At 64.4% G+C, this 23,458-nt stretch carries 23 protein-coding genes; 6 read left to right on the top strand and 17 right to left on the bottom strand.

Annotated features, from left to right (window positions below; translation table 11 throughout):
• Window positions 1-140: 140 nt before the first annotated feature.
• From priA to J2X15_RS19370, 5 genes are all read right to left on the bottom strand, one after another.
• A complete protein-coding gene (gene priA / locus J2X15_RS19390; RefSeq protein WP_310346094.1) occupies window positions 141-2,279 on the bottom strand; it encodes a replication restart helicase PriA in 2,139 nt (712 codons plus the stop codon).
• Window positions 2,280-2,652: 373 nt separating this feature from the next.
• A complete protein-coding gene (gene hemE, locus J2X15_RS19385) occupies window positions 2,653-3,795 on the bottom strand; it encodes a uroporphyrinogen decarboxylase (RefSeq protein WP_310346092.1) in 1,143 nt (380 codons plus the stop codon).
• 60 nt (window positions 3,796-3,855) lie between these two features.
• Window positions 3,856-4,275, bottom strand: a complete 420-nt coding sequence (locus J2X15_RS19380; RefSeq protein WP_310346090.1) for a CoA-binding protein — start codon at window positions 4,273-4,275, stop codon at window positions 3,856-3,858.
• Window positions 4,276-4,284: 9 nt separating this feature from the next.
• Window positions 4,285-6,546: a protein-disulfide reductase DsbD family protein gene (locus J2X15_RS19375; RefSeq protein WP_409034311.1), complete on the bottom strand. Its 2,262-nt coding sequence runs from the start codon at window positions 6,544-6,546 to the stop codon at window positions 4,285-4,287.
• 44 nt (window positions 6,547-6,590) lie between these two features.
• Window positions 6,591-6,905, bottom strand: a complete 315-nt coding sequence (locus J2X15_RS19370) for a DUF167 domain-containing protein (RefSeq protein WP_310346089.1) — start codon at window positions 6,903-6,905, stop codon at window positions 6,591-6,593.
• 170 nt (window positions 6,906-7,075) lie between these two features.
• On the opposite strand from J2X15_RS19370, the gene J2X15_RS19365 reads away from it, so the two are divergent.
• Window positions 7,076-9,031: a sensor histidine kinase gene (locus tag J2X15_RS19365; RefSeq protein WP_310346085.1), complete on the top strand. Its 1,956-nt coding sequence runs from the start codon at window positions 7,076-7,078 to the stop codon at window positions 9,029-9,031.
• Window positions 9,032-9,050: 19 nt separating this feature from the next.
• Window positions 9,051-9,881 carry a creatininase family protein gene (locus tag J2X15_RS19360; protein WP_310346081.1) on the top strand — a complete coding sequence of 277 codons (831 nt, stop codon included), beginning with the start codon at window positions 9,051-9,053 and terminating at the stop codon, window positions 9,879-9,881.
• 3 nt (window positions 9,882-9,884) lie between these two features.
• On the opposite strand, the gene J2X15_RS19355 is transcribed toward J2X15_RS19360, so the two are convergent.
• The 4 genes from J2X15_RS19355 to J2X15_RS19340 all read right to left on the bottom strand — a co-directional run bounded on the left by J2X15_RS19355 (window position 9,885) and on the right by J2X15_RS19340 (window position 13,466).
• On the bottom strand, window positions 9,885-10,901 hold the full coding sequence (locus J2X15_RS19355) for a formylglycine-generating enzyme family protein (RefSeq protein ID WP_310346078.1): 1,017 nt from the start codon (window positions 10,899-10,901) through the stop codon (window positions 9,885-9,887).
• A 42-nt stretch (window positions 10,902-10,943) separates the two neighbouring features.
• On the bottom strand, window positions 10,944-11,291 hold the full coding sequence (locus tag J2X15_RS19350) for a hypothetical protein (RefSeq protein WP_310346076.1): 348 nt from the start codon (window positions 11,289-11,291) through the stop codon (window positions 10,944-10,946).
• A gap of 24 nt (window positions 11,292-11,315) precedes the next feature.
• On the bottom strand, window positions 11,316-12,503 hold the full coding sequence (locus tag J2X15_RS19345) for an ammonium transporter (protein WP_310346234.1): 1,188 nt from the start codon (window positions 12,501-12,503) through the stop codon (window positions 11,316-11,318).
• Between the two features lie 294 nt (window positions 12,504-12,797).
• Window positions 12,798-13,466, bottom strand: coding sequence for a histidine phosphatase family protein (locus tag J2X15_RS19340; protein ID WP_310346074.1), 669 nt, complete (start codon window positions 13,464-13,466; stop codon window positions 12,798-12,800).
• A gap of 185 nt (window positions 13,467-13,651) precedes the next feature.
• On the opposite strand from J2X15_RS19340, the gene J2X15_RS19335 reads away from it, so the two are divergent.
• From J2X15_RS19335 to J2X15_RS19320, 4 genes are read left to right on the top strand one after another with little or no spacing between them, the layout of a single operon-like run.
• Window positions 13,652-14,539: a substrate-binding periplasmic protein gene (locus J2X15_RS19335; protein ID WP_310346073.1), complete on the top strand. Its 888-nt coding sequence runs from the start codon at window positions 13,652-13,654 to the stop codon at window positions 14,537-14,539.
• Between the two features lie 50 nt (window positions 14,540-14,589).
• On the top strand, window positions 14,590-15,714 hold the full coding sequence (locus J2X15_RS19330; RefSeq protein ID WP_310346070.1) for a diguanylate cyclase: 1,125 nt from the start codon (window positions 14,590-14,592) through the stop codon (window positions 15,712-15,714).
• A 23-nt stretch (window positions 15,715-15,737) separates the two neighbouring features.
• A complete protein-coding gene (locus J2X15_RS19325; RefSeq protein WP_310346068.1) occupies window positions 15,738-16,127 on the top strand; it encodes a DUF3224 domain-containing protein in 390 nt (129 codons plus the stop codon).
• A 31-nt stretch (window positions 16,128-16,158) separates the two neighbouring features.
• Complete coding sequence (locus J2X15_RS19320) at window positions 16,159-16,557, top strand: MAPEG family protein (protein WP_310346066.1); 399 nt, start codon at window positions 16,159-16,161, stop codon at window positions 16,555-16,557.
• Window positions 16,558-16,570: 13 nt separating this feature from the next.
• On the opposite strand, the gene J2X15_RS19315 is transcribed toward J2X15_RS19320, so the two are convergent.
• Genes J2X15_RS19315 through J2X15_RS19280 form a run of 8 tightly spaced genes read right to left on the bottom strand, consistent with a single transcriptional unit; the run spans window position 16,571 to window position 23,442 of the window.
• Window positions 16,571-17,542 carry a threonine dehydratase gene (locus J2X15_RS19315; protein WP_310346065.1) on the bottom strand — a complete coding sequence of 324 codons (972 nt, stop codon included), beginning with the start codon at window positions 17,540-17,542 and terminating at the stop codon, window positions 16,571-16,573.
• Window positions 17,543-17,552: 10 nt separating this feature from the next.
• Entirely contained in the window at window positions 17,553-18,197 is a 645-nt protein-coding gene (locus tag J2X15_RS19310; protein WP_310346064.1) for a LysE family translocator, read from the bottom strand.
• Window positions 18,194-19,132 carry a PhzF family phenazine biosynthesis protein gene (locus J2X15_RS19305; RefSeq protein ID WP_310346062.1) on the bottom strand — a complete coding sequence of 313 codons (939 nt, stop codon included), beginning with the start codon at window positions 19,130-19,132 and terminating at the stop codon, window positions 18,194-18,196. The genes J2X15_RS19310 and J2X15_RS19305 overlap by 4 nt, the downstream gene beginning before the upstream one ends.
• A gap of 29 nt (window positions 19,133-19,161) precedes the next feature.
• Window positions 19,162-20,031, bottom strand: coding sequence for a PhzF family phenazine biosynthesis protein (locus tag J2X15_RS19300; RefSeq protein WP_310346060.1), 870 nt, complete (start codon window positions 20,029-20,031; stop codon window positions 19,162-19,164).
• A gap of 27 nt (window positions 20,032-20,058) precedes the next feature.
• On the bottom strand, window positions 20,059-20,682 hold the full coding sequence (locus J2X15_RS19295; RefSeq protein ID WP_310346057.1) for a glutathione S-transferase family protein: 624 nt from the start codon (window positions 20,680-20,682) through the stop codon (window positions 20,059-20,061).
• A 1-nt stretch (window position 20,683) separates the two neighbouring features.
• On the bottom strand, window positions 20,684-21,901 hold the full coding sequence (locus tag J2X15_RS19290) for an aminotransferase-like domain-containing protein (RefSeq protein ID WP_310346055.1): 1,218 nt from the start codon (window positions 21,899-21,901) through the stop codon (window positions 20,684-20,686).
• Between the two features lie 27 nt (window positions 21,902-21,928).
• Window positions 21,929-22,537, bottom strand: coding sequence for a LysE family translocator (locus J2X15_RS19285; RefSeq protein WP_310346052.1), 609 nt, complete (start codon window positions 22,535-22,537; stop codon window positions 21,929-21,931).
• Entirely contained in the window at window positions 22,534-23,442 is a 909-nt protein-coding gene (locus tag J2X15_RS19280; protein ID WP_310346049.1) for a DMT family transporter, read from the bottom strand. The genes J2X15_RS19285 and J2X15_RS19280 overlap by 4 nt, the downstream gene beginning before the upstream one ends.
• Window positions 23,443-23,458 lie beyond the last annotated feature (16 nt).

Genomic DNA, 23,458 nt, shown 5'->3' with positions numbered 1-23,458 from the left:
AGTTGACGGCGAGCCTGGGCCAGAGAACGGATACCCGGTTCACCGGCCCGCCCACCCGTTTGCGTGAAATCTTAAAAGCGGCACTATAAAAACAGTAGCTGCCAGCGCATATTTGACGTGGGCTAGAGCCAAATTCAGTCTTAGATCGCCAACGGATCCACATCAATCGCCCAGCGGATCAGCCCCTTGCATTCCGGTTGCCCGCGGGTGGCGTGCAGGACGTTTTGCCAGCCGTTCAAGAACTGCTGCAGCGCCGCGCGCGAGGGGCTCTCAATGAGCATCTGCGCGCGTTCCACGTTGGCGATGCGCTGGATGGTCATGGGCACGGCGGGGTAGAGCGTGAGCTGGTCCAGCACGGGGGGCCAGCCCTCCCACTGCAACATTTCGGTTTGCGCAAACGTGCGTGCGGCGTTCAAAAACGCCTGCGCGGCTTCTTGCGTTTTGGCATCGGCACGCACCAGGGCCTGGGCACTGAAGGGCGGCATGGCGGCCTGCTCCCGCTCCAACAACTGCTGTGTGGCAAACGCCGGGTAGTCGTGGGCCTTGAGCGCGGCGTACAGCGGATGCGCGGGCTGGAAGGTCTGTATCCACACCTCGCTCTGCGCGCCCAGGGCTGCATCGCGCCCGGCGCGGCCGGCGGCCTGCATCAAGAGGCTGAACAGGCGCTCGGGCGCGCGGAAGTCGCTGCTGAACAGGGCGCCGTCGGGGTTCACGGCGGCTACCAGCGTGATGCGGCGGAAGTCGTGGCCCTTGGCAATCATCTGGGTGCCCACCAGCACATCCACATCGCCCGCGTGCACGGCGGCCAGCTGTTCTTCCAGCGCGCCCTTAAGGCGGGTGGAGTCGGCGTCGATGCGGGCGATGCGCAGGTGCTCACCGTCCGGGTTCTCGGGAGTGACCGACCCGGCACGCCGCACGTCCACCAGCAGCTCCGCCAGGTGTTCTTCGAGCTGTTCGGTGCCACGGCCTATGGGGCTGATGTCTACGTTGCCACACGTGGGGCAGGCGCGCGGCACGCGCTCGGTGAAGCCGCAGTGGTGGCAGCGCAGCGTGCGGTCGATCTTGTGGAACACGCGGAAGGCGCTGCAGTGCGGGCATTCGCTTTTCCAGCCACAGTCGTCGCAGGCCAGCACGGGGGCGTAGCCGCGTCGGTTCAAAAACACCATGCACTGCTCGCCGCGCGCCACGCGCTCCTTGATGGCGTCCACCAGCTGGGTGGAGAACACGGCCTTGCGCGGCTGGTGGTTCATGTCCACCCGGCGCACCAGCGGCAGGCGCGATGCCTCGCCCACGCGGCTGGGCATGTGCAGACGCAGGTAGCGTCCGCCGTCTTCCGCGGGGCGGCTGTGGTGCCAGCTCTCCAGCGAGGGCGTGGCCGAGCCGAGGATGACCTTGGCGCCTTCAAGCTTGCCGCGGTACACGGCCAGGTCGCGCGCGGAGTAGCGCGCACCCTCGCTGCTTTTGTAGCTGGGGTCGTGTTCTTCGTCCACTACGATCAGGCGCAACTTGGGCAGGCTGGCAAACACCGCCATGCGCGTGCCCAACACGATGCGCGCCACGCCGCCGTGCGCGGCCAGCCATGCTTTCAGGCGCTGCGGATTCGTCATGCCGCTGTGCAGGCTCACCACGGCGTGCTCGCCGTACAGCGGGGCAAAGCGCGCCTTGAAACGTTCTTCCAGCTGTGGCGTGAGGTTGATCTCGGGCACCATGATGAGTGCCTGGGCGTCGGGATCGGCCGCCAGCAGCTTGTGTACACAGTGCAGGTAGACCTCGGTCTTGCCGCTGCCGGTGGCGCCGAACAGCAGGAATGGCCCCGGGTGGGAGGCAATCTGGCCTACCGCCGTGGCTTGCTCGGGCGTCAGGGCCGGGGTGGCCAGCACGGCGCCGCTGGCACCTTCTGCCGGTTTCTTGCGCTTGAGGCGGCGCGCCATTTGCTCGGGCGAGAGTTCACGCAACTGCGGCGGCAGTGCGGCCAGTGCCACCTCGCCCACCGAGCGCTGGTAGTAGCTCGCTGCAAATGTAAGCAGTTGTTGCCACTGCGCCGTCAGCGGTGCGATGCCTTCCAGCGCGCCCGCGATGGCGCGCACCTTGGCCGGATCGAACTCGCCAGTGGCCCCGGCCCCCGCCCCGTCCCACACCACACCCAGGGTTTCGCGGCTGCCCAAGGGCACGCGCACCAGCGTTCCGGCAGGTAGTGTCTGCTCACTTTGGTAGGTCAGCACCGGCCCCAGCGCGGCATGTGCGGGGGTGTTGACCAGCACCGGCAACCAGCAGCTCATGGGGGCTGCACCGGGCCTGAAAAGGCATTTGTGGGATGAAACGGCACTTGGGGTAATTTATTGATGTGAACTGGCGAAATAAGGGCTAAGTACTTGATTTGAAAGAACTTTACAGGCCGTTCACGTTTTCTGTGGATAACTTTGTTGATATGTCTGCCCGGCCGGGTCTGGAGCCTTGTAAATCAAGGGTTTGCTTGCGATGCCCAGAAAAAAAGCAAACTTTTAACTCCTTATAAATCAAGCACTTACGAGCGCTATGGCTTTTATAGCGCCCATCCCCCATGCGGGGGAAGGGATAACCCTAGCACCCCCATTTTTGTGCATAAGTAAGTTTCTTGGAGTTTGGTTTGGTGCATGAATCGTGGTAATGAAATTACGCACGCAAGCGCTTGGAATGGCTGTGCACCGCGGCCACCAGCGCCGCCACATGCTCGGGCGGCGTGTACTGGCTGATGCCGTGGCCCAGGTTGAAGATGTGCGTGGGGCCGGTGCCCGCGCCCTGGAATGGCGTACCAAAGCTGTCCAGCACTTTGGCCACTTCCAGTTCGATAGCAGCGGGTGGCGCAAACAACACGTTGGGGTCGATGTTGCCCTGCAGGGCCTTGCCGGGGCCGCTGGTTCCCGGTGCATATTCGGCGCCGCCCACCAGTGCACGTGCGGTGCCCAGGTTCACGGTCCAGTCCAGGCCCAGCACGTCGCAGTCCAGCGCCTTCATGTCTTGCAGCCACAGGCCACCGCCTTTGGTGAACACCAGGCGCGGCACCACCTTGCCATCAGCGCCGTGGCGCTTGAGCTGGGCCAGCACGCGCGCGGTGTAGGCCAGGCTGAAGCTCTGGAAAGCGCCGTCGGCCAGCACGCCGCCCCAGCTGTCAAAAATCATCACGGCTTGGGCACCCGCGTCGATCTGCGCGTTCAGGTAGGCGGCAACCGAGTCCGCGTTGATGGCCAGCATCTTGTGCATCAGGTCGGGGCGGCTGTAGAGCATGGTCTTGACCAAGCGGTAGTCGTCTGAGCCCTTGCCCTCAACCATGTAGCAGGCCAGCGTCCAGGGGCTGCCGGAAAAGCCGATGAGCGGCACGCGGCCTTTGCCGTCCTGGGTCAGCGCGCTGCGGATGCTGCTGACCGCGTCAAACACGTACTGCAGCTTGGCCATGTCGGGCACTTCGAGCTTGGCCACTGCGGCCTCATCCCGCACGGGGAAGGCAAAGCGCGGGCCTTCGCCCTGGGCAAACGACAGACCCAGGCCCATGGCATCGGGCACGGTCAGGATGTCGGAGAACAGGATGGCCGCGTCCAGCGGGTAGCGGTCCAGCGGCTGCAGGGTCACCTCGGTGGCGTAGTCGCGGTTGGTGGCCAGGCCCATGAAGCTGCCGGCCTTGGCGCGCGTGGCCACGTACTCGGGCAGGTAGCGCCCGGCCTGGCGCATCAGCCACACGGGGGTGTGGGGCGTGGCCTGGCGCATGCAGGCTTGTAAAAACGTGGGGTTGTGCAGGGTGTCGAAGGTGGTGTCGGTCATAGACCGATTGTCGCAGGCCAAGGCCACCCCGGCCTTGCGCTGGCGCAAGCTGCTTCGGGCTCAGGCGTGGCGCGCGTGTTCCACCTTCAGGCACTTGTTTTGCACCACCAGCAGGCCCGCGGCGCGCGCCTTGGCCGCGGCCACCTCGTGCGCAATGCCCAACTGCAGCCAGATGGCGGGTGCGCCAATGGCGATGGCCTCGTCCACCACGGGCGGCACATCGGCGCTGTTACGGAACACATTGACCAGCTCGATGCGTTCGTGCTGCGCAGCCTCGGTCAGCGTGGGGTAGGCCTTCTCGCCCAGGATCTCGCTGGCATTGGGGTTGATGGGCACGATGCGCCAGCCGTGGGCCTGCATGTACTGCGCCACGCCAAAACTGTCGCGGTGAGTCTTGGGGGACAGGCCCACCACGGCCACGGTCAAGGGCTTGCTCACCAGGTGGGCAATGGTCTGGGCTTCGGTCAAGGGTGTGGTCATGGTCAGGCTCTAGAGGGTGGCAATGGCGCTGCGCAGCTCGCCGGGCGTCAGGATTTCGGACAGCACCACGGGTGCCTTGCCCGGGGCGTAGAGCACATACACCGGCACGCCACTACGGCCCAGCGCCTGCAGCGCTTGGGTGATGGCGGGGTCGCGCCGGGTCCAGTCGGCGCGCAGCAGCGTGACCTGCTTGGCCGCCAAGTCGGCCTGCACCTCCGCATTGGCCAGCGTGGTCTTCTTGTTCACCTGGCAGGTGATGCACCAGGCCGCGGTGAAATCCACAAACACCGGCTTGCCCTGCTCCAGCGCCACCTGCACGCTGCCGGGCGCCCAGGCCTGCCAGCCATGACCGGCTGCTGCAGGGGCTGGGGCCGTGCTGGTGCTCTCCACCGTGGCATCGGCATATCCCAAGAGATATTGGCCGCTAGCCCACGCAAACAGTGCGCAAACAGCTATGGAAACAGTAGCAAGCAGCGCGCGGCTGCGACCCTGCAGACCCAACGACCAGACCAGCATGCACAGGCCCAGGAGCAGCAGGAGCAGGCTGCCGGCGCCGTCCACCCCGCTCAGATGCCCCAGTACCCACACCAGCCACACCACCGTGGCCGCCATGGGGAAGGCCATGAAGTGGCGCAGCGTGTCCATCCACGCGCCGGGCTTGGGCAACCAGCGGCCGACCGTGGGCACCCAGCTGGCCAGCAGGTAGGGCAGCGCCAGGCCCAGGCCCAGCGCCGCAAAAATGGCAAGCGCCTGTGCGCCCGGCAGCGTGATGGCATAGCCCAGCGACGCGCCCATGAACGGCGCGGTGCAGGGCGAGGCCACGGCCACGGCCAGCACGCCGGACAAGAAGGCCTCCGCCACCGGGTGGCGCAGCTGCAGCGTGGCCAGGCGCTGCGGCAGCACGCTGCCCACGTTGAGCCAGCCCGCCAGGTTCAGCGCGATGAGCGTAAACAGCAGCGCCAACGCCACGATGACGCCGGGCGACTGCAGCTGAAAGCCCCAGCCCAGCTGCTCGCCGCCCGCGCGCAGCGCCAGCAGCAGGCCGCCCAGCGCCAGAAACGACAGCACCACGCCGGCCGTGTAGGCCAAGCCCTGGGCGCGTTGCGCCGTGCGCGACTGGCCAGACTGGGTGGCAAAGCCCAGCACCTTGATGGCCAGCACCGGGAACACGCAGGGCATGAGGTTCAGGATCAGCCCGCCCAGCAGTGCGGTCAGCAGGACCCACAGCAGGCTGCCGGGCACGGCATTCGCCGTAGGCACCTGGGCATTGGCGTCCAGCGCCGCCTGCAGCGCGGGCGACACCTGCAGCGGGGCCTCGGTCTTGGACCAAGTGCCGGTGATCGGCACCTCGGCACGCAGCCGGGCATCGCCCTGCACCAGCACCCAGGCCACGGCGGTGGGGCTGGTGGAGCGCTGGGGCGAAAGCGGCACAGACGCGGTCCACACGCCATCCTGCCAGCCTTGCTCGCCCGCGCGGCTGGCGGTCTTGCTGGCCACGCCGTCGCCGGATGCTGGCAGGGCCGGGGTGTTCAGCAGCTCGGTGGTTTCGGGGAAGGCTTGCACAGCCTTGCCGCGCCAAGCAGCGGGCAGGCCGCTGACCTGCAGCGCCATGCTTTGGGCGTGGACTTCCGCAGCCACCTTCCCGGCAAAGGCTTGGGGTGCGGCGGCCCAGGCCTTGGTGAAGTCGGCCGCCTGGCCAGCGGTGGAGCTGCGTAGCGGCAGGCGCAGCGCAAACTGGCCTTCTTGCGGAATGCACTCCTGCCGGCAGACCAACCAGCTGGCCGAGAGGCGCACCTCCAGGTCCTGCGTCAGCGCGCCGGGGCGGAAGTCCGCGCCCAGCGTCAGCGGCACGGGCAGCAGCACCGTGCCCTCGTAGCCCAGGTTGGCCAGGCTGCCAATGGCGATTTTTTGCGGTGTGGGCCAGGCAATGTCACCCGCTGTGGCACCGGCCGGCAGCGTCCACTGCAGCTGCGTGGGCAGGCCGGAGTCGCCGGGGTTCTTCCAGTAGGTGTGCCAGTGTGGCTGGTGCTGCAGTTGCAGGCCCAGCCACACGGTCTTGCCTGGTCCCACGCCGTCCGGCGCATGGGCCACCAGCTCGGCGCGCACCTGCTCAGTCTGCACCACACTGCTGGCAGTGCTGGGCATGCTGCTGCCTGTGGTTTGTATGGAAATTTGGGCGCTAGCCTCCGTCACCATTGCGCTGGCAGCTATCAAAAAAGAAGCAAATGGAAGTGCCCAGCGGCGAGAGAAGAGGGGAGCGCGAGAGGTCATGGCAGTGTGGGAGCGGTTGGGCGGTCGAAAGTTCCGGGGCGGTCTTATTGCGTGAACACCGCAGGCAGTTTTTGGGGCGCACGGATGCGCAGCTGTTTGTGCACGCTCTCGCGTCCGAACACCACGGTGATGTCGGCCACGGTCACGCCAAACAGCGGCGCCAGAAAACGCACCATGTGGTCGGTGGCCCGACCGTCCTTGGGGGCGGCCGTCACGCTGACCTTGAGCTGCGTGCCCAGCGGCTTGCCAATGGCGTCCTTGCTGGCGGCGGGCTTGCCCAGGATGTTCACCACCAGCGTGTCGCCGTCCCATGCAAAGAAGGATTCGCCAGTGGCATTGCGGGGGCGCGGGGAAGACATGGCGGCATCATAGGGGGCACCTGCGGCGTGCCTTTTGCTTGACCATACCCAAGTTGCCCAACGATACTTTGCGCACGGCGGTGTGATATTCCATTTCTGGGGGCGTCAGGTTGGTCCAAAAAAACGGCTTTGCGGGGAAATTTCCGAGTCTGTCATTGCGCCAGACGCTGATGCTCGGGGCCGCGCTGGGGATCTTGTTGCCGGCCTTGTTTCTCGCCTACTTCCAGGTCACCAGCAAGCTAGAAACCGAGGTCAAACTGCGGGTCGAAGCCCCCATGCGCCAGTACGCCGAGGTGCTCTCGCGCGGCATGGCCGTGGCGGTGTGGAACCTGGACCGCGGTGTGGCCAGCGAGCTGGTGGACGCCGTGATGCGCAACCCCGATGTGGTCAGTGTCACCGTGACCGACGAATTCCGCGACGTGTTTGTGCGCAAGCACAGCGAGGCCGTACCCACCGTTCCCACGCTGACGGACCAGCGCGATATCTCGTACAACGGCGCACGCGTCGGCCGGCTCACCGTGGAGATGAGCCCCGAGCGCATCGAGCGCGAAATGCGCCAGGACCTGATGCGCTTCATGCTGGCCCTGCTGGTGCAAATGGCGCTGGCCTTCCTGTTCATCTGGCCGCTGTTCAATCGGCGTGTGCTCAAACCCCTGCTGCAGCTGCGCGAAGACGCCTCGCGCCTGGCCCGCGGCGAGCTGGACCAACCCCTGGCCTGGCAGCGCCAAGACGAAATGGGCGAGCTGGCCCATGCGTTGGACACCATGCGCACCGACCTGGCGGCCCTGATGTCTGAGCGCGCACAAAAAACCGCGGCCCTGCAAACCGAGCTGGCCGAGCGCAAACGCACCGAAGAAGCCCTGCGCGTGAGCCAGACCAAGTTCGCCGCCATTTTTGATGCCTCGCCCATCGCCATGTCGGTTTCCATGGTGGACCCCGATGTGCTGACCGTGGACGTGAATTCCGCCTGGGTACGCGTGTTCGGGTTGGATCGCACGGCCGTGATCGGCTCCAACGGCGCCCATACCGGCATCTGGCGCGACGTGGCCTCGCGCCAGGAGGCGCTGCGCATTCTGAAGGCCACGGGCGAGCTGGAGGGCTTCAAGTCTTGGATGCAACGCGGCCAATCCCGCGATCCCATGCTGTGCGAGTTGTCCGGCCGCGTGGTGCAGCTGGGCACCGACCGCGTGCTCATCATGGCGTTTGACGACATCACCGCCAAACACCGTTACGAAGAAAACATTCTGCAGCTCAACGCCACGCTGGAGCACCGCGTGGAAGAGCGCACGCAAGAGCTCTCGGCCACGCTGACCCAGCTGACAGTGGCCCAGGCCGAACTGGTGCGGGCTGAAAAAATGTCGGCACTGGGCTCGCTGGTGGCCGGCATTGCGCACGAGCTCAACACCCCCATTGGCAACAGCCTGACCGTGGCCAGTACGCTGCAAGACCACGCAAATGCTTTCTCCAGCAGCATGGCCCAGGGCCTCACGCGCAGCCGGCTCGAAGAGTTTGTGGGCAACACGCGCCAGGGCGCGGGCATCCTCATGCGCGGCTTGCAGCATGCGGCCGAGCTGGTGTCCAGCTTCAAGCAGGTGGCGGTGGACCAGACCAGCCTAAACCGCCGCACCTTTGACCTGCACGCGACGGTGAGCGAAATCTTGCTCACGCTGGGCCCCACCATCCGCAAGTCCAACCACCGCGTGCTTTGCGACATCGCGCCCGACATCGTCATGGACAGCTACCCCGGCCCGCTGGGCCAGGTCATCACCAATCTCATCAACAACGCCTTGCTCCACGCGTTTGACGGCGTGGACCAGGGTTGCGTGCAGGTGGCGGCCAGCCTTACGCCTGATGGCGCCGTGCGCCTGCAGGTCAGCGACAACGGGGTGGGTATTCCGTCGGCCCATCTGCCGCGGGTGTTTGACCCCTTCTTCACCACCAAGCTGGGCCAGGGCGGCAGCGGCTTGGGGTTGAACATTGTCTACAACCTGGTGACGCGTTCGCTGGGCGGAACGGTGCACGTGGCCAGCAACCCCGGCGAGGGCGCGACCTTCAGCTTGCTGCTGCCGCGCCATGCGCCCGTGCTGGCTATGGAGAGTGTGGAGCCCGAGGCGCTGGCCACCTAGCCTGGCCTAAGATAGGCGCATGCAAAACCCTTCTCGTTTTTGGGCCGACTGGAGCACGCGCGACTTTACGCAGCAGCGTGATGCCGGGCGATTGGACGCCACCATTGCCGTGCTACCGGTGGCAGCCACGGAGCAGCATGGCCCGCACCTGCCGCTGCGCGTGGACACGGCCCTGGTCGATGGCGTGGTGGCCGCTGCCGTGCCGCACATTCCGACAGACGTTCCCGCCCTGTTTTTACCCACGCAAGCCGTGGGCTTCAGCCCTGAACACGCGCGCTTTCCCGGCACGCTGACGCTGAAGGCCGACACCGTGATCCGCCTCTGGACCGAACTCGGAGAAAGCGTGGCGGCCACCGGCGTGAAAAAACTCGTGCTGCTCAATTCGCATGGGGGTCAGGTGGGCTTGCTGGATGTGGTGGCGCGCGACCTGCGTGCACGGCTGGGCATGCTGGTCTACAGCGTGAACTGGTTTGGCCTGCCGCTGACTGGCCCGGCGGGTGAAGACGTGAATGCGCTGTTCAGCGCCCACGAGCACCGCTTTGGCATCCATGCGGGTGAGATCGAAACCTCCATGATGCTGGCGCTGGCGCCGGACCAGGTGGTGATGGCGCAGGCGCAAAACTTTGCGTCCACGTCCGAAGACCGCGCCAAAAAATTCACCATCCTTGGCAACGGTAAAAGCGCCAAGCTGGGCTGGCAGATGCAAGACTACAACGCGGCTGGTGCGGTGGGCCATGCTGCAGCGGCCACGGCCGATAAGGGCCGCGCCGTGCTGGACGCCGCCGGGCGCGCTTTGGCGCAGACGCTGGCCGAAATCCACCAGCTGCCGGCCGACACACTGCGCAACTAGGGCTTAGTTCGGCGCGTCCATCACCAGCCGCATGCCCACCAGCGTGTAGCGCGTCTGGGGTGAATTCCAGTTGCGGTAGCTGGCGCGCGCATACAGCGCCCAGGTGTGCCACGAGCCGCCGCGTCGCACAACCACATTGCCTTCTTTGGGGCCCTGCGGGTCGGTGGTTGGGGAGTGTGCGTAATAGTCCTCGCCATACCAATCGTTGGTCCATTCCCAGGCGTTGCCATGCATGTCGTACAGGCCAAAGGCATTGGGCTTGAAGCTGGCCACCGGAGCCGTGAAGGCAAAGCCATCATCGCCCGCCAGTGCGTTGGCGGCAAATTTGGGCCACAACGGTTTGGCGCTTGCGTCAAAGGTGTTGGCCACCTTCAGCAGGGACAGCGGGGCGTCGCCGCTGTGGTAGCGCGTGCGGGTGCCGGCGCGGGCCGCGTACTCCCACTCGGCCTCGGTGGGCAGGCGGTAGTGGCGGCCCTCCTTCTGGCTCAGCCACTGCGCCAGGGCCTGCGCGTCGTTCCAGGTGATGTTGACCACGGGGTGGCTGTCGTCCTGCGCAAAGCCGGGGTTGCGCCAGCTGTAGCGCGGGTCGCGGCCTTCAAAGGCATCGCCGCGCACACTCTTGGCGGGGTTGTAGTCGGGGTTGTAGCCGTAGCCTCCGGTGCCATCGGCCTCTGATTCAGGTACGTAGTCTGATACCTGCAGAAAACGCCGGAACTGGCCCACGGTCACCTCTGTCTGCCCCATGTAAAACGCATGGCTGATGCGCACGGTGTGCACCGGGGCTTCGTCTTTCAGCGCTTCCAGCCGCTCGCGCTCGGCCAGCGGGTAGGCCTTTTGCAGGCTGGCGACGGACTCGTTGCTGCCCATGCGAAAACTGCCTGCGGGAATGCGTACCAACTTCATCCCCAGGGTGTTGGTGAGCGTCTGTAGTTTTGCGGGCTTGGCCGCAGTGGCTTGGCTGAGGCCCAACAGGAACAGCAGCGTCAGTGTGGAGAAAGCAGTGGTGCGGTAAATAGGCATCGCCGCATTGTGCGCGGACTTTGGCGTCGCGCTGTGCGCCGGCTAACGAATGCCGCGGACGTAGCGGTGTGCTTCGCTTTCCGTGGCGCCAAACAGTGAGTCGGAGGCGCCGGGCAGGGGTGCGGGCTTGGTGTTGCCGCCCACCACGCCAAATAGCCGGTCCCGCACGGGCCTGGGGGGCTGCGGCACCATGGCCAGTTCCAGCTTGGCGGCCCAATCGGCCAGGTCGGTGTGGCCGTCTTCCTCTGCGCTGGCACGCGCAAAGCGCACGATCTCGGCGGCGTATTCGGTGTTGCTGGCCATCCATTCAGTGTCGGTCACACGCCCGGTCTTGCGCCGCAACAGCACATGCAAATGGGCGGCTATCGCCAGCTTTTCACTGTTCAACATGCAACACTCCTTTGAGTTTCACTGTCAGGTACCCATGTGCTCCCGATGCTGGGAGACATCCAGGCCCACGAGTTCGGAGTTTTCGTCCACCCGCAAGCCCACAATCACTTTGGTCAGCCACAGCAGCGCCCAGCTCATGAGGCCGCTGTACGCCAGCACCGCCAGCACACCTATTGCCTGGATGGCTACGCTGCCAGTCACGCCCGAAATATTCTTGCTGGCAAAGTAGCCCGTCATCAGCGAGCCCACGATGCCGCCAATGCCGTGCACGCCAAACACATCCAGCGAGTCGTCTGCATTGAGCATGCGCTTGAGCCCTGTGGCACCCCAGTAGCAGGCGAGGCCCGCCACAGCACCAAAGATGACCGCGTCGCGTGGGGTGACAAAACCTGCAGCCGGGGTGATCGCCACCAGCCCTGCCACCAGCCCTGAGCACAGGCCCAAGAGCGAGGGGCGTCCGCGCATGACCCACTCGCCCAGCATCCAGGAGATGGCGCCTGCTGAAGCGGCAATGTGTGTCACCGCCATGGCCAGACCGGCACGTCCGTCGGACGCGACCGCCGAGCCGGCATTGAAACCAAACCAGCCCACCCACAGCAGGCCTGCGCCGGCCATGGTCAGGCCCAGGTTGAAGGGCTCAAACGGCTCTTTGCCATAGCCTTTGCGTGCGCCCAGCATGTAGGCGCACACCAGGCCCGAGATGCCGGCGTTGATGTGCACCACCGAGCCACCTGCAAAGTCCAGCACGCCCATCTGCACCAGCCAGCCGCCCGGCTCCCACACCCAGTGGGCAATGGGCGCGTAGACCACGATGGACCACATGCCGATGAACCACAGCATGGCCGAGAAGCGCATGCGCTCTACAAACGCACCCACGATCAGTGCCGCGGTGATGATGGCAAAGGTGAGCTGGAACATGGCGTAGACCGACTCGGGCACGTTGGGCGCCACATGGCTCACGGCCACCTGGCCGGCTTCCTTCAGGTAATTGAGCCCGCTGAACCACAGGCGGTCGGTGCCACCCAGCCAGCTGCTGCCGGGGGTGAAGGCCAGCGAATAGCCCACCGCAAACCACAGCAGGCTGATCATGGCTGCAATCGCCACGACGCTTGCCATGGTGTTGATCACGCTCTTCTTGCGCACCATGCCGCCGTAAAACAGGGCAATGCCGGGCAGCGTCATCAGGAGCACCAGCGCCGTGCTGGTCATCATCCAGGCGGTGTCGGCGCCGTTGATCGTGTCTTGGCCGACCAGGCTGGGTTTGCTTGGTGGAGGGGGCGATGGGACAACCGCCGCCGCTGCGGCCGGGGCAGTCTCCGTCACCGTGCCTGCCGCAGCTTGGGCGTAGCTAGACACACTCCATGCCAAAACACAAATTCCCAGCAAAGGGGCCAGCCACTTCGTTCCGAATCGGTGCATTGTTTTCCTCTGGACGGTCCAACAGAGGGTTCCAAGCACAAGGCGTGCCAGTTGGCTTTTGGGGCGCGGAGCCTGGTAGACAGGGGGCTAGGAGTAGGTGACCCAGTCCGCGTACTGCGCGTCGTCCAGATGGGGCAGGGTGTTGTAGGTCACCAGCATGTGGCGCTTGGGCGTGTAGGCCAGCTCGGTGACCGAGCTGTTGCGGATGCGCAGGTTCAGTTCAATCGTCGTTTCGGGCGTGGTGCCCAGCACATGGCCCACGGCGGTGGCGATGGGACCGCCGCTGCTGACAATCAGCACATTGCCTGTGTGGTGCTGGCGCACGTGGTCCAGCGCGCTGGTCACACCCCGCACAAAGTCGTCATAGTGGGGCATGCCCTGCGGGCTGACCACGCCATTCATCCATTGTGTCAGACCATCGCGCAGCAGGCGGAAGTGGTGGCGGACCATCTCGGGCGTGTCGGGTTTGTCCAGCGGCCCGGGGTGGATAGCTTTGATCACGGCTTCGCTGTCGTACTCGTTCAGGCCTGGCCACTCAAGTGCCTCGTGCGTCAACCCTGCCCCCTTGGCAAGGCCTGCCCAGGTTTGTGCGTGGCGGCGCAGCGTGCCGACGATAACCGCCTCAAACTGCAGCCCTTTGTGCGCAAAATATTCCCCCAGTCGCACGCTCTGCCGGTGGCCCTGCTCGCTGAGGTTGTCGTAGTCCGCGGCCCCAAACGAAGCCTGCCCGTGGCGTACAAGATAGAGATTTCCCATGCGCAGAATTTAAGCCCGATTGGCAGTGAATCCCTGTAATTGGGGCGACAGGCTCTACGAATTCAATAGCGGTGCATTTGCGTTTGTCGCCTTGGCAGTAGCGAAGGAGTAGACTTTCCCGAGAGCACCGATGAGGGCATGCATGGAGACATTGCTTGCTTCGCCAGATGCCGAGGAGACAAGTCATGCTAGAAAAAAGAAAAGAAATTCGGGTGAAGAAATTTGCCCGTTCCGTATTTTTCCTCGTCTTAGCGCTCAACTCTATGAGCGCCTCATGCGTGGAATTCGTACGGTATCCCATACCCGAAACCAGCGGAGACCAGCGGTACGAGTACCCTCGCAAACTTCTGGAGCTCGCACTGTCTAAAACACAGACAAAGTACCAGATTGTGTACCCGTCCATTCCGATGAACCAGGAGAGACAGGTTCGCGAGTTGGAGGCGGGACGCACTATCGATGTCGGCCCCATTCCCACGTCCGCCGAGCGCGAGGCGCGCCTGTTGCCCATCCGGATTCCTCTCAACAAAGGACTGCTTGGCTGGCGCCTGGGCCTGATCCGCAAAGGTGATGAAGGCTTGCTCGCAAACGTCAAGACGTTGGAAGATTTGCGACGCGTACGGCTTGCGCAAGGCCATGAGTGGCCGGATACCCAGATACTGGAAGGCAGTGGAATCAATGTCATCCCGGGTGCCACGTATGAAAGCCTGTTCAAGATGCTGACTGCCAAACGTTTTGACTACTTTCCCCGAAGCGTCATGGAAATATGGAGCGAGCTTGACGAAAACAAGGCCACGATGCAAATCGAGCCCCACCTTGCCCTGCACTATTTCTACGACTCCTACTTTTTCGTCAATAAGCAGAATGTGAAGTTGGCCAATGACATCCGCGAGGGCTTGGAGAAGGCTATTGCAGATGGGTCTTTCAATAAGCTCTTTGAAGAGTACTGGGGTGGGGCCATACGCAAGGCACGGTTGAATGAGCGTACAGTGATTGAACTTGTGAACCCCTTGATGTCACCCGAGACACCCTCCAGGCGCGCTGAGCTTTGGTACGGTCATGTCCCGCAGCAATAAAGCGGGAAGCGGAATTTCCGACCGTTGAAGGACCTGAAAGCATTTTGACCATGGGCCGACGAATCCAGCGGGCTTCGAATTATTTGCTCGGCGAGCAAAAGCCGATGCGCATTCGCACCAGCCAATTCTTGCTGGCGGCGATGTTGATGCTTGCATGCATTGGTGTGCTCTATTTCATGCGTATGGTCGGCATCCAAGGGATGGGGGATGTGGATGCATGGGCCCTCGTCTGCATTGCGGGGTTGGTGGTGTTCTACGTCCTGATCCGCAGCGGTTTTTCTTTGCGCATGGCGGACCCCTCCCTTGCATTTTTGCAAATGCTCTTCGCCATCGCCTGCAACGCCGCCGCTTTCATCGTTGCCGGCCATGGCCTGGGCGTGACGTTGCCCATACTTTCCGTGGTGCTGATGTTTGGCATGTTCGGCTTATCCATGCGCCAGGTGGTGCTGGTTGCGGTCTATGCCCTGGTCCTGTTTGGTGCGGCGGCAGCGTACACGCTGCGCTACGTGTCTACTGACGAGTCTCCCGAACTTTTCCTGGCTTATTTCTTTATTCTTTTCATCGTGTTGTCGGCCACCACTTTTTTAACATGGCGCCTGCAGCAAATGAGCGCGCATATGCGCAAACAAAAAAACCAGTTGGTCGAAGCCCTCGACCAGATACAAATCATTGCCACGCGAGACGAACTCACGGGATTGGTCAATCGCCGGTTTATGCTGGAAAAAATGCGGGAGGAAGTGCAGCGCGCACAGAGGTCCTCCTCGCCATTGCTGCTGGCCATGCTGGATATTGATCATTTCAAACGTATCAACGACAAATACGGGCATCAAGTTGGAGACCGAGCCTTGCAAGTATTCTCCGCCGTCGTACAAAACAACCTTCGCGCCAACGACACACTGGCACGCTGGGGTGGCGAAGAATTCGTGGCCTTGCTGACCGGCACTGATGTTTCGGTCGGTCAAATCTGCCTGGAAAGAGTTCGCGCCAAGGTGGCCGACATTGAAGTGCCTGTCGGAGATGATTGCGTAAAAATGACGGTCTCCATTGGCGTGACCCCCTACCGCAATGGGGAAGCGATCGAGAAAGCACTGCAGCGCGCAGACGCCGCGCTATACGACGCAAAGGCCCGTGGCCGCAATCAGATCGTGTGTACGCCAGCGGCGGAATACTTGTAAGGCCTTATTGAAGAGAGTTCTCCATGAAAATTAAAAGCACCTTTGAAGTCACCATGCAGGGCGAACCGCCGTACGACACGGTGGAGGGCGTCACGCTGTCGCGCGCCAGCATCTCCAAAACCTTCACCGGCCCGCTGAGCGCCACCAGCACCGTGCACATGCTGGCGGCCCGCACACCGCAGCCTACGTCTGCCGGCTATGTGGCGCTTGAGCGCATTGTGGGTACGCTGGACGGGCGTAGCGGCAGCTTTGCCTTGGTGCACCTGGGGCTGATGGCTGCTGGCGAGCGCTCGCTGAAAGTGCAGATCGTGCCGGACTCGGGGACGGGGGAGCTGGCGGGCATCTCGGGGCAGATGGACATCGAGATCGTGGACGGCAAGCACTTTTACGAGCTGGACTACGAATTCAAGTGAGGTGGGTTCTAGACCCGTTGATATTTCTCTTATGCCCCACTCTCTGATCCTTCCCATGGCAGCGCATGTGGCCATCGCAGCCTTCCTCTATGCCCTGCTAACGGCTGCCCGTGCGCCATCCGTTTGGGGCTTTGGCCGCAGCGCAGATGGCAGCAATCCGTGGGCGGACCTGGAGCCGCGCATCAGCGCGAACCTGTCCAACCAGTTTGAGTGGCCGCTGTTTTTCCATGTTGCCTGCCTGCTTCTGTTGCAGTCGCAGCCGGGCTACGTGGCGTCGGTGTTGGCGTGGATTTTTGTCGCGGGCCGCATCTTGCACAGTGCGGTGCAGATCCTGACGCGCAATGTGCGGCTCCGCGGCATGGTGTTCACGGTCAACTTCCTGGCCGTGCTCGGTTTGTGGATTTTGGTGGTGCTAGCCCACGCCGCATAAGCGCAAGCAGCTCCTAGTTTCGTAGCACCTCGGCAAACACCGCCGAGTCCACATTCCCCCCGCACAGCGTAATTCCCACGGTTTGCCCGTGCAGGCTGTCACGTTCCTGCATGGCCGCGGCAAAGCTTGCGGCGCCCGCGCCTTCGGCCACGTTGTGGGTGCAGGCAAAGATCTGGCGCATCGCCTGGGCGACTTCGGCGTCGGTCACTTGCACGATGTGGTCGATCTCGCCCATCAGGATCTGCAGCGCCTCGGGGTCGGCCACGCGGCAGGCCATGCCGTCGGCGAGTTGGGTGGTCACCGGGGCCTCGACGACCTTGCCGGCCTTGAGGGAATCGGCGTAGGTGGTGGCGTGGGCGCTAACCACGCCGACGATGCGGGTCTTATGGCCCAGTGCACGTTTGGCAGCCACGGCGCTGCAGACGCCGCTGCCTTGGCCGATGGGCACGTAGATCACGTTGATGTCGGGTGCGGCTTTGAGCAGTTCCCACCAGTAGGTGGCCACGCCGCGCAGCAGGTCTGGGTGGAAGCTGGGCACCATGTGGGAGCCGCGTTCTTTGGCCAGGTCCATCGCAAATTCTCGGCTTTCCTGAAAGTCGGTGCCGTGTTCAATGAGCGTGACGCCCAGCGCGCGCATGGCGGCGTTCTTTTCTACCGAGTTGCCATGCGGGACCACGATGGTGCAGGGCACGCCATGGGCGCGTGCAGCCCAGCCAATGCTCTGGCCATGGTTGCCGCGCGTGGCGCTGATCACCTCGGCTGGCAATGCGCCGCGCTGAGCCAGTTGGTCAAAGTAGGTCAGGCCACCGCGGATCTTGAAGGCGCCCACGGGCGTGTGGTTCTCGTGCTTGACCCAGCAGGTGGTGCCCAGCAAGTCGGACAGTTGCCCCCAGCGGTACTGGGGGGTGGGACCAAACTCACGATAGACCACTAGGGCGGCGGCTTCGATCTCGGACAGGGTGGGGAGCAAAGCATTCAGTGCCATGGGGTTCCGGTCAGTGGTGGGTGGCAGACTGCAGCAGCCGCAGGCCGGCAAAGCCGAACACGGCAGCCAGCAGGCCCTCAAGCCAGCGGCGTGCTGTGGTGTACACACGGCGTGCCGTGGGTGTGGAAAACGCCAGCGCGTAGCCAAAGAAGATCAGCACGCCCAGCACCATGCAGCCCGCCACCACGGCCAGCGCCACGGAATGCGGTGCGCCGGGCGGCAGTGCCAGCGTGACGATGGCCAGCCAGGACAGGATGGCCTTGGGGTTGGTGAGGTGCATGGCCGCGCCGCGCAGGTAGAGCGTGCGGGCGCTGGCATTCGCAGCGGCCGTGGCGGTGTTGTCGGGGGCATGGGGCTGGCTGGCTGCGCGGCCCGATTTGAACGCCAGCCATAGCAGGTACAGGCCGCCCACCACCTTCATGGCGATGAGGCCGGTGCTGTAGGCCGCCAGCAGCTGCGAGATGCCCAGCGCCGCCAGCACACCCCAGAACCACGAGCCACTGACCACACCGGCCGCCAGCCACAGCGCGGGCCTGCGCCCGGCGTTCATCGCCATGCCCATGATGGCCATGTTGCTGGGGCCGGGGCTGCCCGCGTTCACCAAGTAGGTCGCCCAGGCCAGGCCCAGATGGGCGGTCAGCAGTGTGCCGGTCATAGCGTCACCTTTCCGTCAATGCAGGTCACCGAATCGCCGCCTACCCACACCTGGCCAGCATCGTCTTGTTCGATATACACACGCCCCGCGCGGCCTATGCAGGTGCCTTGGGCGGCCACATAGCGCGGCGGGGCAATGCCATCGGCAATCAGCCACTGCGCCAGGCTGGCGTTGAAGCTGCCGGTGACCGGGTCTTCCAGCACGCCGATGTCGGGCGCGAAGAAGCGTACTTCCACGGACGGTGTGTCGTCGTCTCCAGGTGACGCCGCGGCATCACGGGCACCAAAGGCCCGCGCTTCGCGGTTGCTGCGCACTATCAAATCAGGAGCTGCTGGCGCAATGTCCATGCCGGCTACACCCACACCAGGCACCAAGCCCTTGAGTGCGGCGGCATCGGGTTGCAACTGCAGCACGGTGTCCATGCTGTCGAGCAGCAGGCCCAGCCAGGTGGGGCCGTTGTTGAGCCACTGCGCACCCAGAATCTGCTGCGACTGCAGGCCTAGCGCTGCGGCTACCTGCGCCAGTAGCGCGGCATCGGGGGCGCTGCGCTGCAGGCTGGGCGCGGCAAAGGCCAGGCGGGTGCCGTCGCGCCTCAGCTTCACCAGGCCTTTGGCGCATTCCTGCACGATGAACCCCGCCGTTTGAGGAACGCCCCCAGCCTGCAGCCAGGCGTGGCAGCTGCCCAGCGTGGGGTGGCCGGCAAAGGGCAGCTCGTCGCCCGGCGTGAAGATACGCACGCGGTAGTCCGCGCCCTGCGTCGCTGCCTCGGGGCTGGGCGGCAGCAGAAAGGTGGTCTCTGACAGGTTGGTCCAGCGGGCGAAGGCTTGCATGTCCTCCGTGCTGAGGTCGCTGCCGTCCAGCACAACGGCCAGGGGGTTGCCCAGGTAGGGCTGGGCGGTGAACACGTCCACCTGCTTGAAAAGGCGTTGGCGCATGGGCGCTCCCGAACTTGGGTTGTGTGAATTTAGAGGGCGGCGGTGCCGCGAATGCAGGTGACGGTGTCGCCCCCCACCCAGACCTGGCCGTTGCTGTCCTGCTCGATGTGGACCCGGCCTTCGCGCTGGACGCAGGTGCCCTGCGCCACCACGTACTTTTTGGGCATGTACTCGTCTTCAATCAGCCACTGCGCCAGGCTGCCGTTCAGGCTACCGCTGACCGGGTCTTCCTGGATGCCTTCCATGGGTGCAAAGGCGCGCACTTCCATCTCGCTGGCCACGCCATGCTGGGTGGTCGCGGCGGGCATGGAGGCCACGCCCACTTTGACGCCCAGGTGTTTGAGTGCCAGGTGGTCGGGTTGCAGCTGCAGCACGGTCTGGCGGTCGTCCAGCAGGATGCCCATCCAGTCGGTGCCATTGCTCAGGGTTTGCGCCGCCACCACTTGCGCGGCCTTCAGGCCCAGCGCTGCGGCCACCTGGGCCAGCAGGCCGGGGCTGGGGTTTTTGCGCTGCAGGGTTGGCGCGGCAAACGCCAGGCGTGTGCCATCGCGGCAAATCTGCACCAGCCCGCCCTGGCACTGTTGCACGATGCGTTTGGTGTTCTTGGGTTTGCCTCCGGCCTCGAGCCAGGCGTGGCAGCTGCCCAGCGTGGGGTGGCCCGCAAATGGCAGTTCCAGCCCGGGTGTAAAGATGCGCACCTGGTAGTCCGCGCCCTGCGCCGCCGCCTCGGCCGTGGGGGGCAGCAAAAACGTCGTCTCGCTCAAGTTGGTCCATCGCGCGAAGGCCTGCATGGCCTCATCGCTCACACCCGCGCCGTCCAGTACCACGGCCAGGGGGTTGCCCAGGTAAGGTTGGGCGGTGAACACATCGACTTGGGCGAAGGGGCGCTGTTGTGGCACGGTGGGCTTTCTGAAGGTGGGTAACGGTTATGAAAGGGGAAGGTCGAGCACGCCGCGCGTGGCGGGGCGGCTCAGGATGTTGGAGAACCAGCGCTCCAAATGGGGCCAGGCGGGCCGGGGCTGGGGCAGGCCAAACCAACGGTGCACATCGCAGGCCACGGGAATGTCGGCCATGCTGAAGTGATCGCCACCCACATAGGCACGGTGGGCCAGGTGGTCATTGAGCTGGGCCAGGGCTGGCTCGGTGGCCGCGGTGGAGCGGGCGATCACGGCGGCGTCGCGTTGGTCGGCGGGCGTGCGGAACCACTGCACAAAGGCGGCGCCGCTGTCACGGTTCAGCGTGGTCTGCTGCCAGTCCATCCAGCGCTCGGCGTCAAAGCGGGCGGCCAGGTCCTGCGGGTACAGCATGGTATCTCCGTACCTGGCGCACAGGTAGCGCACGATGGTGTTGCTCTCCCACAGGGTGAAGTCACCGTCCTGCAGCGTGGGTACCAGGGCATTCGGGTTCATGGCCAAGTATTCGGGCGTCTTCACCACGCCAAAGGCCATGCCGGCGTCGCTGCGCGTGAAGGTCACGCCGGTTTCCTGCGCGGCCCACACCACCTTGCGGACATTGAGCGAACTCAGACGGCCCCAGATATGCACCGTCATGTCAGCTCCTTTGGGCGTGGATAGCTTCGGCCAGGGCGGCCACACCGCGCCGGATCTCTTCCACGCTGGGTGTCACAAAACTCAGGCGCATGGCGCGCGCATCGGCGTTGCCGGCATAGAACGGTGCGCCGGGCACAAAGGCCACTCCCTTGTCCACCGCACGGGGCAGCAGGTCCACCGCGTTCATGCCTTTGGGCAGGCGTGCCCACAGGAACATGCCACCGGCGGGGGTGTTCCAGGTCAGCGTGTCGTCGGGGTTGGCCGTGCTGGGGAAGTGGTGGGCCAGCGCTTGCAGCATGGCGTCGCGCTGCGCCTTGTACAGGCTGCGAATGGTGGGCACATGGCGGTCCAGGAAGCCGTTTTGCATCACCTCAAAAATCATACGCTGGTTGAAACCCGGGCTGTGCAGGTCGGCTGCCTGCTTGGCTTGCAGCAGCTTGGGGTGCACGGCCTTGGGCGCCACCACAAAGCCCATGCGCAGGCCCGGTGCCAGCACCTTGGAGAACGAGCCCAGGTAGATGCCGCCCTCGGGGTTGCGCGCGGTCAGTGGCGCAGGCGGGGCTTGGTCAAACCACAGGTCGCCATAGGGGTTGTCTTCCATCAGCGGCAGGCCGCTACGGGCCGCTTCGGCGCTCAAGGCGGCGCGGCGTGCTTCGCTCATGCTGCGCCCCGTGGGGTTCTGGAAGTTGGGCAGTACGTACAAAAAACGTGCGTCTTTGGCTTTGTCGCGCAGGTCGGCAATGTCCAGGCCTTCGTCGTCACTGGCCACGCTCACCACATTGGGTTCCATGGGCATGAAGGCCATGACGGCACCCAGGTAGGTGGGGGACTCGACCAGCACCTTGCTGTCCGCGTCGATCAGGATTTTGGCAACCAGGTCCAGGCCTTGTTGTGAGCCGGTGGTGATCAGCACCTGGGCGGGGTCTACTTTCCAGGGCACGCCAGCGGCGGCGCTTTGCTTGCCCAGGTTCTCGGCCACCAGCTCACGCAGCGGGCCGTAGCCCTCCGAGGCGGCGTACTGTAGGGCGCCGGCGGGGTCGTCTTTCAACACTTTGGCGCAGGCGGCTTCGAACTCGGCTACGGGGAAGGTTTGGGGCGAGGGCAGACCGCCGGCAAAGCTGATGATGCCGGGGCGTTCGGTGACCTTGAGGATCTCGCGGATCACCGAGGGGTTCATCTTTGCGGCGCGTGCGGCCAGGGTCCAGTGGGTTTGTGTCATAGCGGTTCCAGTGTTCTCCGTGTTCTTTCAGGACATGAGCATAGGGTAGAGCGAGGCCACCAGGGCCAGGGCCATGGTGATATTGAAGATGCGCAGGCGCCGCGGGTTTTGCAGGAGGCTGCGCATGGCCTGACCAAAACCCACCCAGAAGGCCGAGCAAGGCCCGCCCAGCACCAGAAACAGCCCTGCCAGCAGCGCCACCTGGGGCAGGCCGGCGTTGGGCGACAGGTAGGTGCTCATGCAGGTCACGGCCATCACCCAGGCTTTGGGGTTGACCCATTGGAAGGCTGCCGCTGCCCAAAATCCCATGGGCCGTGCAGCTACATCGGTGGGGGTGTCTGTGCTGCTGCCGGGTTGTGCGCTGGCCAGCTTCCAGGCAATCCAGAGCATGTAGGCCGAGCCCGCGTAGCGCAGCACGTCGTAAAACTGTGGAAACCGGTCCAGCACCGAGTGCAGGCCCAGGCCCACGCACAGCACCATGAACGAAAAGCCCAGGTTCACGCCCAACAGATGCCGCAGTGAGCGCTTGAAGCCAAAGTTCACGCCCGAGGCCATGAGCATGGCGTTGTTGGGGCCGGGGGTGACCGAGCTCACCACTGCAAACAGGCTGGCGGCCAACAGGGTTTCGGGATTCATGCGGGAGCACCTTTCACAACGGTTTGTACCGGCATGCGCCGGCCAATGAAGACGGTGGCAATCACCGCCACGCCAAAGCCCACGGTGACAGCGTCCAGCCGCTCACCCAAGATCGGCACGGCAAACAGCATGCCCAAAAACGGCTGCAGCAGCTGTACCTGGCTCACGCGCACGGTGCCGCCCAAGGCCAGGCCCTTGTACCAAGCGAAAAAGCCCAGCCACATGGAAAACACCGACACATAGGCAAACGCCGCCCAGGCGCTGGCCGGCAAATTGTGTTCCGGAAACTGCCACACCGCCAACGGCAGGTTGATGGGCAGTGCGATCACCAAGGCCCAGCAAATCACATATTCGGCGCGCATGCGCTGCGACAGCCGGCCGCCGTGTCCATAGCCTACCGCCGCACAGGCCATGGCCAATAGCAAGAGCACATCGGCCATTTGCAATGAGAGGTCATTGTGGCCTGACCGCAGAATGGCAAACGCCACCACCAGCGCCGTGCCGGCCAGGGCGCAGACCCAGAAGGCGGTGGACGGGCGCTGGCGGTTCAAAAAGGCCCCCACCACCGCAGTGGCCAGCGGCAGCACGCCCACCATCACACTGGCGTGCACCGCTTCCACGTGGCGCATGGCAATGGAGGTGAACAGCGGAAAGCCAAACACCACGCCCAGCGCCACCAGCACCAGCGGGCCCCAGGTATCGCGCGGCGGCAGCGGCGCCTTGCCCCACCACAGCAGCAGACCCGAAAGTACACCGGCGACCACGGCGCGGCCGAACGCGATGAACATGCCCGACATCAGCGGCGCATCGGGTGTGCCCACGGCCAGCCGCGTCATCGGCAGGGTCAGCGCAAAGATGGTGACGCCCAGCACGCCCAGCGACAGGCCTTTTTTGAGAGAGTTCATAGGGACTCCATCCAGG

The organism is Rhodoferax saidenbachensis, from assembly GCF_031457975.1.
GTDB lineage: Bacteria > Pseudomonadota > Gammaproteobacteria > Burkholderiales > Burkholderiaceae_C > Allorhodoferax > Allorhodoferax saidenbachensis_A.
Note: the sequence above shows the minus strand (reverse complement) of the source record. Positions and strands in the feature narration are given on the sequence as shown.